Consider the following 12,277-nt stretch of genomic DNA (forward strand, 5'->3'; position numbering starts at 1 on the left):
GTCGGCGTCGACGCGTCAACACAGTCATTAACGCCGTCTCTCGATGACACACGCGCACAGAGTTTCTGCCGATGCGCAAAGTCGGACGCGATCGCGCTTATGACCGTCAGATGACGCATTTGTTGCACGCGTAACAGCGGTGAGACGTCGCGATTCCACGGTCATTTGAATCGAATTGAATCCTTTAAGGTTAGCGAGGCAATCAATGTATGAACCAGAAATTTCCATGATTGCCGCCGCTCTAGGATGTACGAGTCAAGCCGGGGTAACTACGGACAAGGCGGGGCATGAATCACATCAGTCACATCGGACACGCACGAGCCGGCTGGTTCGGACATCGCAAGCTGACCCCACGCGCATGCATTGCGGACAGCAAAAAACACCTTCGGACCTTCCTCGCCGAGGCGCTGGAAGACCTCGGCTTCATCACCAGTGAATGCAGCCAGGCCTTGGAACTCGACACCGTTCTGGACGCGGAACGGCCCGATCTCCTGGTGCTCGGCGTGTCCGTGGACGGCATCGAAGTCAGTAAAATTCTCGAGACTTTGGTGAGAAAGGACTATGGCGGCAAGGTCCTCGTCATCGGGCAGCCGGACTCGATCATCGTCAAGGCGGTCCGGCAAATCGGCGACGAGTACGGCATCGCCATGCTGCCGGCGCTGTCGACGCCGTTCAGCGCCGGGACCCTTCGCGACAGTCTTGCGTCATTGATGCCGCTTGAACCCGCGCCGAGCCCGGCGGTGGACGTGCCCGAAGCGCTGAAGGCCGGCTGGCTCGAGCTGTGGTATCAGCAGAAAATTCATCTCCGGACGCTGGTGCCGAGCGGCGCCGAGGCGCTGATCCGGATGCGCCATCCGGCCTGGGGCGTCGTGCCGCCGGCCTACTTCATCCCGGACGAAAGCGATCCGCATTTTCATGCGCTGTCCGAGTTCGTGATCGAGCGCGCAATCGAGGACTGGCGCTATCTCCTCGAGCAGACCGGGCCGGTCAATCTCTCGATCAACCTGCCGATCTCCTTCCTCGCCGACGATCGTGCCGTGCGCGAGCTCTGTTACCGGATGCCGGATCATGCGGCCTTCGCCGGCCTTTTGATCGAGATCGACAGCACCGACGTGGTCGATAATCTGGATCTGGCGATCGATGTCGCCCGGCGCGTTCGGCTGCACAATATCGGCATCTCGATCGACAATGTCGGCGCCAACTGGCCGTCTTTGCTGGGACTGCCGAACTTTCCATTCGTCCAGCTCAAGGTCGACCATCAATTCGTCACCGGCTGCGCGGATCAGCGCCTGAAGCAGACGGTGTGCCGGCGTGTCGTGGAGCTGGCCCACGACAACGACGCGCAGGTTGTTGCCCAGGGAGTCGAGACGCGCGCGGACTTTCTCGCCGCGCACGAGATGGATTTCGATCAGGTCCAGGGTTACCTGTTCGGCAAGCCGATGGGCGTCAAGAAGTTCGCCCGCTCACGCATGCATTTCTCGGAGAAAGAGTCGGCCTCCTGAGGCACGGCCGATCAGGCTCGAACGCCGCGATCGATCGCGCGCAGCGCTTCGCCGCGCGCGATCAGGCGTTTTGCATTGGAATAGGTCGGGACCTCGAGCAACGAGCCGTCAAGTTCGACGCGCCCCAAGCCCTTTGTCCGCGCCGCTTCGAACGCCGCGACGATCCTGCCCGCCTGGCGCATCTCCTCCTCGCTCGGCGTCAGGACGCCGTTGACGATCGAGGCATGCGCGGGATCGACCAGGCTCTTTGCGGTGTAACCCAGCCGCCGCGCCCAGATCGTGTCGCGTTCGACGCCTTCAGCGTCGCTCCAGGTGTAGGGACAATCGACCGCGACGACATCAGCGGCACGACATTCGACGATGAAGCGCTGCCGCGCGTAAGCCAGCTCCAGGCCATCGCTGCCGCGCTCGGCACCAAGATCGGCGGCGAGGTCTTCGGAGGCCATCAGGCAACCGATGACGCGCCGGCTCGCCATGGCGATCGCACCGGTCTGCACCAGACCGCGCGCGAACTCGATATTCGGCAGCAGCGACGTCGATCCCTCGGCGATACCGTAGTCGCGCTCGAACCGCGTCACCGCCTCGTCGAGCCTGACGACATGGTGCGGCTCGGCGACCTTCGGCAGTGCGACGATATCCGGACGTCCGCGCATCACGGCGGCGAGATCGTCCATGCCGTCCTGGTCCAGCGGATTGACGCGGACCGCGACCACCACGCCCTGGTCGCGCCAGGCCGCGTAGAGCTCGGCCGCCAGGGCCCGCGCCTTCGGGCGCAGCGATGGCGGGGTAAAATCCTCGAGCTCGTGGATCAGCACGTCGGCACCACTGGCGGCCGCGTGCTGCAGCACGTCCTCGTTGGCGCCTTCGAGAAACAGCCAGGAGCGGCACAGCGGGGCCGGGCGCAGCTTGCGCATCACGCTATCAGCGCCGCCGTCACTGGAACGTCATGTCCAGGCATTTGGAGATATCGGAGCCGAGGCCGGAGGAGATGATGATGCAGCCGCGCACTTTCTGCGCCGTGACGTCGGCGGCCCAGACCGAATAACCGCCGGGACCGAAGAACGAGTTGGTGTTCGGCGGCTCGGTCTCGGTCGCGTCGAAATCATACTTTCCGTCGGTCTCGAAGATGCGCGACTTCTTGGTGCAGCCACCGTCGGTCTGGACGTTGATCACTTCCTTGTTGTCACGGGTCAGCGCCAGCGAAACCTGGCAGCGGAAATATTCCGAGGTCTTGGTGTTGAAGAGATAAGTGTAGGACTTGCAGGTCGCGGTATTGAGCTTGCCGGCGGACAGGCCGCGGCTGCAGGAGATCCGCTGGTTGTTGGAGAGCCTGAACTCGTCCGCCTGCGCGACTGACGCCAGCGTCATGAACGACAGAGCGACACCGATTCCGATCTTCATGACGTGGTTCATCCTGATCATCCCAAGGTAGTGTTTCCGGCAATCAAAGCGTTTGTAAACGGTAACGCGAAAATAGTCGCCAAGCTTGATGCGGGAAATCACAAAGTCCCCGATCCGCGAGCGGTCGCGCCGATTGTCGTATTGACGCGCGAACATCGTTCGTGATTTGTTCAAAAAACGTGGGGACGACGCCGTTTTCTCGGCCGGAGGTGGATCATGACGCATTTTTTGACCAAGACTTTTATTGCGACTGCGGCTTTTGCCGCGATGACGACCTGCACATTCGCGCAGGAGGCTGCGCCCTGGGAGCTCAAGCCCGACATGGGCTATGCCTATGACAGGGACGGCAAAACCTATTCCTACAAAATGGGTACCAGCAACGCCGGCGAGCTGCTGAAGGGAGCCAAGAAGGTGCCGAAGGGCACGCTGTTCTTCATCGGCCAGAACGGCCAGCTCTACATGCGGAGCGGGCCTTATCTGGAAGGCGACGGCAAGTTCAAGTTCGGCTCGAATTAGAGCGTTTTCGAGCGAAGTGGACGCCGGTTCGCGTTAAGAAAACGCGTCAAATGAAGAGTCCAGGGCTCCGGTTCTGATTCGATCAGAGCAGGAAATACCCTGACGGTTTTCGGCAGGCATCAAAACGCCGCCGCCAATTCCCTGGCGCCGGGTTTGCCGCTGTTCACGTCCATCCGATCGTCCGTGACCGCCAGCAGCTTGGCCACCGTGTTGTGGCGGATCGCGACCGGATTGCGCTCGTAGCCGCCGCGCTGGAAGAAGTTCGAGGTCGGCACCTTCTCGCGCATCGCCTGCGGCATCGTTACCATGTCGAGACCGGTGCCATCGCCAGTGAGGTTCATCATTTCGAGCTCGGCCGCGGAGAGCGGTCGGGTGTAGCCTTTGGCGCGGGCGAACAGCACGGACGTCAGCAGCTTGTGGGTCTGCAGCATCGGGCCGATATCGATGTCGAGCACCATCGCGTGGCACGCCCAGCCCTGCGGCGTATCGGCGAGGCGCTGATGCGCCGACCAGTCGTCGGGCACGGTGCGCGTGAACGCGACCATCTTCTTCAGCACCGCGAGCTTGTGCTCCATCGCCTTGCGCGCGGGCCCCTGCGTCCTCGCAACCCGCTCGGTCAGATCCCGCACGAGTTCATGGCCCTGCTCGGCCAACAGCTCGACGCTGTTGGTCGTCAGCAGCTGGTTGTAGCCCATCGCGGTCGAGATCGCGCGCTTGCCGCCGTGCTCGATGCCCGCCTGCACGTCGTAACTTCCGGTGCCGCCGGTCTCGAACGAATAGACCCGCACCGCCTGCTCACGTGTCAAGCCGTTGGCCAATGCGTAGCGCGCATAGGCGCGCTTGAACTCGAGCTCGCTGGACGGGCGCTGCGGCGTGAACTGGTAGTGTTCGCCGGCCGCTCTGACCAGATCCGAGGCCACCGGGAGCGTCTTGGGCGGACGCGGCGGCTTGCCTTCCTCCTCTTCCGGAGCCGGATTGACCGGCCGCTTCGGCCCCTCATAGACCGGCGGCTGCTGTAGCACGTAATCGTCCAGCGAGATCTGCACGCGGTCGCGCCGCTTGGCATTGCGCCCGCGCCTCTTCTCGGCGATCGCGTTCCAATAGGCGCTCGCATCCTGCTCGAAGGCGGCGCGCGCCTCCTGATATTCCTGCAGCTTGCGGCGATATTCCATGATCGCCTGCGGCGATGCCTGCGCCATCGCATTGGCGACGGAAGGCGGCAGCGCGCCGGCCTCGCCGGCAAATACGGACGGCGCGCCGGCGACGAGCGCGAGCGCGAAAAATCCAGGGCACAGACGAATCAATTGCGGGCGCATGGCCTCGTTGTAGCAAGCACGGCCGCGAAGTCAGCCCGGAATTGTCCGGATCGCAGCGGCCGGATGCCGCGATCAATGCAGAATATTCGCCACAATGCGGTGTTCTCCGACGAAAGCCTTGGAGAAAGCCTTGGAGCTTGCGATGAGAATGGCACTCTGGCTCGCCGCCGCCTGCGCGTTGACGCTCGCCGCACCGGCGCGCGCCGAGCGTCCGGACTGCGGATCGTTTCCGGATACGCGTTCACGCTTCACATGTTACGAGAATGTGTCGCGGGCGCCTCCGGAACCCGAGGTCGCGGTGCATTCGCCTGGTGCGCAGGGGAAATCAATGAAGATGAACGCCCGCAAGCGGCATCACAAATAGCGTCATCGTCGCTACTTCCATGCGAATACCGGCTGCTCCAGTTCGGCGACGCGGGTGCTGCGGCCGGCCAGCACCTCGCGAAATTGATAGATCAGTGCGGCCGTCGGCGCATGGATCTGCTGGCCACCGAGGCGGAAGCGGATCACGCGGCGCGAGCTCTCCGGGATCGTGACAAAGCTGAACGCATCATCGGGCTCGATCGCATCGAGGCCGATGCGATGCACGGACGCGACCTCCTCCGGGTTCGGCCGGATCGCGCCGCTGCCCGCAGCCCAGACCACGACCGGCGTGATCAGATAGCCGGACCGCGTCGGATAGTCGTCGAGCATGCCGAGCACGTCGCGCTTCGACAACGCGAGCCCGAGCTCCTCGTCGAGCTCGCGCAGCGCCGCTTCGACCGGCGTCTCGCCGGGATCGCATCGGCCGCCCGGCAGCGCCCATTGACCGCGATGGGCGCGCAGGCGCGCGCTGCGGCGGGTCAGCAGAAACGCCGTGCCGCTGCCGTCATCGCCTTCGGTCAGCGCGATCGCGACCGCCGCGCGCTTCAGCGTCGGCGCGGCGTCCGCGGGCGCCAGGCGTGCGAATGCGGCACAGAGCTCTGCGATATTCCGCCGGGTGGCATCGTCAAATGTGCGGGCCATTGACCTTGACTACAACACAACAGCGTTTGATGAAATGACTGCTAGCACATGCCTCCTGCGATCAATCATCAGCAAGCAACGGACCCCACCTCATGACGGCCAAGGCCGCGGACAAACTCAAATCCGACGGCTGGAAGATTGCCGAAACCACGGGATTCCTGACGTTGATCGGCCCGTTGTGGGAACGGTTGAAGGACGGCGCGCTTGAACTCGCGCTGATCACCGAGGACAAGCACCACAATCGCCGTGGCATGGTCCAGGGCGGCGTGATGATGACCTTCGCCGACCGCACCTGCGGCATGACCGCACGCTTCGTCTCGGGCAAGCCGACGCTTGCGACGGTGCAGCTCGACACCCACTTCGTCGAGGCCGGCCAGATCGGCGACATCCTGATCTCCCGCCCGCGCGTGGTACGCTCGACCCGCACCCTGATTTTCATGACGGCCGAGGTGACCGTCGACAAGCGCTGTATCGCGATGGCCAACGGCGTGTTCAAGATCCTGAAGAACGACAGCTGATCCTGTCATTCCGGGGCATCGCGAAGCGATGAGCCCGGAATCTCGAGATTCCGGGTTCGATGCCGGCGCATCGCCCCGGAATGACACCGGAGGGAGTGCCAGATGCAATACCGCCAACTCGGCCGCAGCGGCCTGAAAGTGTCGCCGATCTGCCTGGGCACCATGATGTTCGGCGGACCGACCGATGAGGCGACCTCGGCGCGGATCGTGGCGAAGGCGCGCGAGGCCGGCATCAACTTCATCGACAGCGCCGACGCCTATAATGGCGGCAAGTCCGAGGAGGTCGTGGGGCGCGCGATCTCCAACAGCCGGTCGAACTGGGTGCTCGCCACGAAGCTCGCCAACCCCATGGGTAACGACCCGAACCGTGGCGGCCTGTCACGACGCTGGGTCTTGCAGGCCGCCGACGAAAGCCTGACGCGGCTCGGCACCGATCACATCGACATCTACTATCTGCACAAGGAAGATCACGTGACACCGCTGGAAGAGACGGTGCGCGCGATGGGTGACCTGATCCGCGCGGGCAAGGTGCGCTATTTCGGCGTCTCCAACTACCGCGCCTGGCGCGTCGCCGAGATCTGCAACATCTGCGACCGGCTCGGCATCGATCGACCCGCGGTGAGCCAGCCTTACTACAACGCCATGAACCGCATGCCGGAGGTCGAGCACTTCCCGGCCTGTTCCTATTACGGTCTCGGCATCGTGCCCTATAGCCCCTTGGCGCGCGGCGTGCTCACCGGCAAATACGCACCCGACGCGGCGCCGCCCGCGGACACACGTGCGGGGCGCAACGACAAGCGCATGATGCAGACCGAGTGGCGGCCGGAATCGCTCGAGCTCGCGCAGGAGATCAAGCGCCACGCCGAGAGCAAAGGCATCACCGCCGGGCAGTTCGCGGTGTCCTGGGTGCTGAACTCGTCGTTCGTCAGCGCCGTGATCGCGGGGCCGCGCACCGAAGCGCAATGGGACGACTATATCCGCGCGCTCGACTACCGCTTCACCGCCGAGGACGAAGCCCTGATCGACCGCCTCGTCGTCACCGGCCATCCCTCGACGCCGGGCTTCAACGACCCCGCCTATCCGATCGAGGGACGCCGGGCGCGGACCGGATAGCATCGCAGCGTCGGCGCTCGTCTCGGCAACGCCGAAGTTACGTTTCGTAGCTTCCGAATTGCGCAAGCGTCGCGCAGTCAGGGCATGGAAATGCTGATGCTGGTGCTGCAATGACGGCATCCAATGTACTGGACTGGATCGTGGCCCTCCTCGTCTGCTGGGCGAGCCTGACCGCAATCTTCGAACCTTCGCGCGGTGCCTCGCAGTGCGACGTGCCCACCGCGACAAGCAGCGCGCCGCAAGTCGCACTGGCGGCCCCGACGCAGGCGGAGTTCGAGGAGATCATCCGCGACATGAAGCTGCATGATTGAACGGGATCGGCAAACCGCGAAAACCTTCCTCATCGTCCTCCAAATGAAACAGGGCGGCGCCGAAGCGCCGCCCTGCCCTGATTGCCGTTTGCTCGCCGCTTACTTCACGAGGTCGAAGCGGTCGGCGTTCATCACCTTGGCCCAGGCCGCGACGAAGTCCTTCACGAACTGCTCCTTGGAGTCGGACTGGCCGTAGACCTCGGCGAACGCCCGCAGCTGCGAGTGCGAGCCGAAGATCAGATCGACGCGGGTGGCGGTCCACTTCACCGCCTTGGTCTTGCGGTCGCGGCCCTCATAGACGCCCTGGCCGGCATCGCTCCACACCGTGCCCATGTCGAGCAGGTTGAGGAAGAAGTCGTTGGTGAGCGTCCCCGGCTTGCCGGTGAAGACGCCGTGCTTGGACTTCTTGGCATTGGCGCCGAGCACGCGCAGGCCGCCGACGAGGACCGTCAATTCCGGTCCGGTCAACCGCAGGAGCTGTGCACGGTCGACCAAGGCCTCTTCCGGCTGCAGGAACTGATGCTTGCCGCCGATATAGTTGCGGAAGCCGTCAGCCCGCGGCTCGAGCGGAGCGAACGATTCGACATCGGTCTGGTCCTGCGTCGCATCGGTGCGGCCCGGCGTGAAGGGGACCTTCACACTGGTGCCGCCGTTGTTGGCCGCCTTCTCGATCGCAGCCGCGCCGCCGAGTACGATCAGATCGGCCAGCGAGACCTTCTTGCCGAACTCCTTCTGGATCGCTTCGAGCTTGCCGAGCACCTTGGCGAGCTGAGCCGGCTCGTTCACCTCCCAATCCTTCTGCGGCGCGAGACGAATACGCGCGCCATTGGCGCCGCCGCGCTTGTCGGAGCCGCGGAACGTCGAGGCCGACGCCCAGGCGGTCGAGACCAGCTCGGACACCGAGAGGCCGGAGCCCAGGATCTTCGCCTTGAGCGCCTCGATATCCTTGTCGTCGATCGCGGCGTGATCGAGCGCCGGTACCGGGTCCTGCCAGATCAGCGTCTCCTTCGGCACCAGCGGGCCGAGATAGCGCTGGATCGGGCCCATATCGCGATGGGTGAGCTTGAACCAGGCGCGGGCGAAGGCGTCCGCGAACTGATCCGGGTTCTCCAGGAAGCGACGCGAGATCTTCTCGTACACGGGATCGAAGCGCAGCGAGAGGTCGGTCGTCAGCATCGTCGGCCGATGCTTCTTCGACTTGTCGAAAGCATCGGGGATGATCGCCTCGGCGTTCTTGGCCGTCCACTGCTGCGCACCAGCCGGGCTCTTCGTCAGCTCCCATTCGAAATTGAACAGGTTCTCGAAGAAGTTGTTGCTCCACTTCGTCGGGGTCTGGGTCCAGGTGACCTCGGGACCGCCGGTGATCGCGTCAGGGCCGACGCCGGTGCCGAACTTGCTCTTCCAGCCGAGGCCCTGATCTTCCAGCGCGCCCGCTTCCGGCTCCGGACCGACCAGCGATGCATCGCCGGCGCCGTGGGTCTTGCCGAAGCTGTGGCCGCCGGCGATCAGCGCGACGGTCTCTTCGTCGTTCATCGCCATGCGGGCGAACGTCTCGCGGATGTCCTTGGCCGCAGCGACCGGATCCGGCTTGCCGTTCGGCCCCTCCGGATTGACGTAGATGAGGCCCATCTGCACCGCGCCGAGCGGCTCGGCAAGCTGACGCTCACCGCTGTAGCGCTCATCGCCGAGCCAGGTGCCTTCCGGACCCCAATAGAGCTCTTCCGGCTCCCAGACGTCGACGCGACCGCCGGCGAAACCAAAGGTCTTGAAGCCCATCGATTCCAGCGCGACGTTGCCGGCGAGCACCATCAGATCGGCCCAGGAAATCTTGCGGCCGTATTTCTGCTTGATCGGCCAGAGCAGACGGCGCGCCTTGTCGAGATTGGCGTTGTCGGGCCAGCTGTTGAGCGGCGCGAAGCGCTGCTGACCGGCTCCGGCGCCACCGCGGCCGTCGGTGATGCGGTAAGTGCCCGCGCTGTGCCAGGCCATGCGGATCATGAGGCCGCCATAGTGACCGAAATCGGCGGGCCACCATTCCTGCGACGTCGTCATCAGGGCCGTGAGGTCCTTGATCACGGCGTTGAGATCGAGGCTCTTGAATTCCTTGGCGTAGTCGAAGCCCTTGCCCATCGGATCGGACAGGCTGGAGTTCCGATGCAACACCTGAACGTCGAGCGTCTCCGGCCACCAGTCACGATTCGTGTGCCCGCGAGGTCCGCCCGTGAATGGGCATTTGCCCGCGCCTTCGTCGGTTTTTGCGTCCATGTTTCTTCTCCGAGGTGATGGATTCTGGAATGTGCTGGAGCTCTTCCAAGAACGATTCTACGCGTCCCAACCCATCAGGTGAAATTGACTTTAATGATCGCGGCAATAAGATAATCTGATGATAAATGTCACACTCCGGCAACTCAGATATTTCGATGCGCTGGCGCGCCATGGGCATTTCGGACGTGCCGCGGAGGCCTGTTCGGTATCGCAGCCGGCGCTGTCGATGCAGATCCGCGAAATGGAACAGGCGGTCGGCGGCGTGCTGATCGAACGCAATGCACGGCAGGTGACGCTGACGGCGTTTGGCGAGGACCTGCTGCGCCGCGTGCGCGACATCCTGCGCTCGGTCGACGAGCTCGGCGACTTCGCGCGCGCCTCGCGCGACAAGCTTGCCGGGCGGCTGCGGGTCGGCATGATCCCGACCGTTGCGCCATATCTGCTGCCGAAGGTGATCGAGAACCTGGCGCGACTGCATCCCGAGCTCGACATCCATGTCCGCGAGACGCTGACGCCGAAGCTGATCAAGGAAGTCGCCGAGGGTCGGCTCGACACCGCGATCGTGGCGCTGCCGGTATCGGAACCGTCGCTGACCGAGGTCGCGCTGTTCTCGGAAAACTTCCTGCTGGTGCGGCCGGGCGAGGACGCCAAGACGCCGGTGCCGAGCGGCGAGATGATGCGCGAGATGCGGCTTCTGCTGCTGGAAGAGGGGCACTGCTTCCGCGACCAGGCGCTCTCCTTCTGCAACATGCAGTCGGCGCCGCCGCGCGAGATGCTGGACGCCAACTCGCTCTCGACGCTGGTCCAGATGGTCAGCGCCGGCATCGGCGTGACGCTGATCCCGGAGATGGCGGTGCCGGTGGAGACGCGCTCGGCGCCGGTCACGGTCTCGCGCTTCAAACATCCGCAGCCCTCGCGCACCATCGGCATGGTCTGGCGCAAGACCTCTCCGCTTGCCGCGCAGCTCCAGCAGATCTCCGAAGTCGTCAGCCTCGCCGCCCGCGCCCTACGCGCGCCGAAGCAGGATGGCGCCAAGGAGCCGGCGAAACGTGCGGGGCGAAGGAAGGTGGCGTGATCTCGCGCGTTGAGGCGTAGTCGACGCGCGATGCTGACCACACCCACAAGTGTCGTCCCTGCGAAAGCAGGGACCCATACTCTGCGGCGTGTGTTGTGAGAGGGGCTCGTCGTTCCAATAGCGCGAGCCAATCGGCATTGGTGGTTATGGGTCCCTGCTTTCGCAGGGACGACAGCAAGTTTGTTGCACGGCCGGTGACTCACACATCCGCGTTCTCGCGAAATGAATCGTCCGATTCCGTAGCCCGGATTACCGAAGGCGTAATCCGGCGCACGCTGCGGTGACACGTGACGGCGGATTACGCAGCGCTAATCCGCCCTACGAAACTGCCGTTCCGGCGCGCGTAGCACGGCGAAAGACGCGCCCCCTACTTCCCCAGATACTTCTTCATCTCGGCGATCAGCCCGTCGCGCAGTTCCGGGCGCTTCATGCCGTAGGCGATGTTGGCACGCAGGAAGCCCGGCTTGGAGCCGCAATCATGGCGCTCGCCCTCGAACTCGACGCCGTAGAACTTCTGCGTCCTGGCGAGCCCGATCATGGCGTCGGTGAGCTGGATCTCGCCGCCGGCGCCGCGCTCCTGGGTCTCCAGGATCTTGAAGATCTCGGGCTGAAGGATGTAGCGGCCGGTGATCGAGAGATTGGAGGGCGCGGTGCCCTTGGCCGGCTTCTCGACCATGCCGTCGACCTCGAACATCTTGCCGTTGCGCTTGCCGACACCGCAGATGCCGTATTGGTGGGTCAGGTGATCGGGCACCGCCTCGACCGCGATCAGGTTCGACTTGTCACCAAGCCTGCTCGCGGCGTCGATCATCTGCTTCAGGCAGCCGGGCGTGTTGAGCACGAGCTCGTCCGGCAGCACCACGGCAAACGGCTCGTTGCCGACGATGTCGCGCGCGCACCAGACAGCGTGGCCGAGGCCGAGCGGCGCCTGCTGCCGGGTGAAGCTGACGGCGCCGGCTTCCGGCTGGTTCTGCGCCAGGATGTCCTGCTCGGCCTTCTTGCCGCGCGCGGCCAGCGTCGTGTCGAGCTCGAACATGCGGTCGAAATGATCCTCGATGACACTTTTGTTGCGGCCGGTGACGAAGATGAAGTGCTCTATGCCGGCTTCCTTCGCCTCGTCATAGACGTACTGGATCAGCGGCTTGTCGACGATGGTCAGCATTTCCTTCGGCATCGCCTTGGTGGCAGGCAGGACGCGGGTGCCGAGGCCGGCAACGGGGAATACAGCTTTGCGGATCTTCATGGGATTATCGGA

13 protein-coding genes are annotated in these 12,277 nt (G+C 64.1%); 7 read left to right on the forward strand and 6 right to left on the reverse strand.

The features are described 5' to 3' along the window. The first annotated feature begins 287 nt into the window (after positions 1 to 287). Positions 288 to 1,502 carry an EAL domain-containing protein gene (locus tag RX327_RS35775; protein ID WP_050387237.1) on the forward strand — a complete coding sequence of 405 codons (1,215 nt, stop codon included), beginning with the start codon at positions 288 to 290 and terminating at the stop codon, positions 1,500 to 1,502. Positions 1,503 to 1,513: 11 nt separating this feature from the next. On the opposite strand, the gene RX327_RS35780 is transcribed toward RX327_RS35775, so the two are convergent. After that, positions 1,514 to 2,416, reverse strand: coding sequence for an HpcH/HpaI aldolase/citrate lyase family protein (locus RX327_RS35780; protein WP_063779987.1), 903 nt, complete (start codon positions 2,414 to 2,416; stop codon positions 1,514 to 1,516). Positions 2,417 to 2,435: 19 nt separating this feature from the next. Then, positions 2,436 to 2,915: a hypothetical protein gene (locus tag RX327_RS35785; RefSeq protein WP_410712119.1), complete on the reverse strand. Its 480-nt coding sequence runs from the start codon at positions 2,913 to 2,915 to the stop codon at positions 2,436 to 2,438. A 204-nt stretch (positions 2,916 to 3,119) separates the two neighbouring features. Here RX327_RS35785 and RX327_RS35790 point away from each other — a divergent pair, with 204 nt between their 5' ends. Further along, positions 3,120 to 3,419, forward strand: coding sequence for a hypothetical protein (locus tag RX327_RS35790; protein ID WP_410712120.1), 300 nt, complete (start codon positions 3,120 to 3,122; stop codon positions 3,417 to 3,419). A 119-nt stretch (positions 3,420 to 3,538) separates the two neighbouring features. On the opposite strand, the gene RX327_RS35795 is transcribed toward RX327_RS35790, so the two are convergent. Next, positions 3,539 to 4,735: a hypothetical protein gene (locus tag RX327_RS35795; RefSeq protein WP_317248689.1), complete on the reverse strand. Its 1,197-nt coding sequence runs from the start codon at positions 4,733 to 4,735 to the stop codon at positions 3,539 to 3,541. Between the two features lie 148 nt (positions 4,736 to 4,883). On the opposite strand from RX327_RS35795, the gene RX327_RS35800 reads away from it, so the two are divergent. After that, positions 4,884 to 5,099 (forward strand): hypothetical protein, encoded by a 216-nt coding sequence (locus RX327_RS35800; protein WP_244482583.1) that lies wholly within the window; start codon positions 4,884 to 4,886, stop codon positions 5,097 to 5,099. Between the two features lie 11 nt (positions 5,100 to 5,110). Here the strand turns inward: RX327_RS35800 and RX327_RS35805 are convergent, their stop codons facing one another. Beyond that, entirely contained in the window at positions 5,111 to 5,740 is a 630-nt protein-coding gene (locus RX327_RS35805; RefSeq protein WP_317248690.1) for a CoA pyrophosphatase, read from the reverse strand. Between the two features lie 92 nt (positions 5,741 to 5,832). Between RX327_RS35805 and RX327_RS35810 the strand changes: the two genes are divergently transcribed. From RX327_RS35810 to RX327_RS35820, 3 genes are all read left to right on the forward strand, one after another. Next, positions 5,833 to 6,258 carry a PaaI family thioesterase gene (locus RX327_RS35810; protein ID WP_317248691.1) on the forward strand — a complete coding sequence of 142 codons (426 nt, stop codon included), beginning with the start codon at positions 5,833 to 5,835 and terminating at the stop codon, positions 6,256 to 6,258. Between the two features lie 102 nt (positions 6,259 to 6,360). Next, complete coding sequence (locus tag RX327_RS35815) at positions 6,361 to 7,371, forward strand: aldo/keto reductase (RefSeq protein ID WP_317248692.1); 1,011 nt, start codon at positions 6,361 to 6,363, stop codon at positions 7,369 to 7,371. Positions 7,372 to 7,481: 110 nt separating this feature from the next. Then, the gene (locus tag RX327_RS35820; RefSeq protein WP_050387232.1) at positions 7,482 to 7,682 is read left to right on the forward strand and encodes a hypothetical protein; all 201 of its coding nucleotides are present in this window, start codon (positions 7,482 to 7,484) and stop codon (positions 7,680 to 7,682) included. 99 nt (positions 7,683 to 7,781) lie between these two features. Here the strand turns inward: RX327_RS35820 and katG are convergent, their stop codons facing one another. Further along, positions 7,782 to 9,947 (reverse strand): catalase/peroxidase HPI, encoded by a 2,166-nt coding sequence (gene katG, locus RX327_RS35825; protein ID WP_317248693.1) that lies wholly within the window; start codon positions 9,945 to 9,947, stop codon positions 7,782 to 7,784. Positions 9,948 to 10,065: 118 nt separating this feature from the next. Here katG and RX327_RS35830 point away from each other — a divergent pair, with 118 nt between their 5' ends. Continuing rightward, positions 10,066 to 11,022, forward strand: coding sequence for a hydrogen peroxide-inducible genes activator (locus RX327_RS35830; RefSeq protein WP_317248694.1), 957 nt, complete (start codon positions 10,066 to 10,068; stop codon positions 11,020 to 11,022). A gap of 367 nt (positions 11,023 to 11,389) precedes the next feature. Here RX327_RS35830 and RX327_RS35835 read toward each other — a convergent pair whose 3' ends face one another. After that, complete coding sequence (locus tag RX327_RS35835; RefSeq protein WP_317248695.1) at positions 11,390 to 12,265, reverse strand: UTP--glucose-1-phosphate uridylyltransferase; 876 nt, start codon at positions 12,263 to 12,265, stop codon at positions 11,390 to 11,392. Positions 12,266 to 12,277: the final 12 nt, after the last annotated feature.

Source organism: Bradyrhizobium sp. BEA-2-5, from assembly GCF_032918025.1.
In the GTDB taxonomy this organism is placed as follows: domain Bacteria; phylum Pseudomonadota; class Alphaproteobacteria; order Rhizobiales; family Xanthobacteraceae; genus Bradyrhizobium; species Bradyrhizobium pachyrhizi.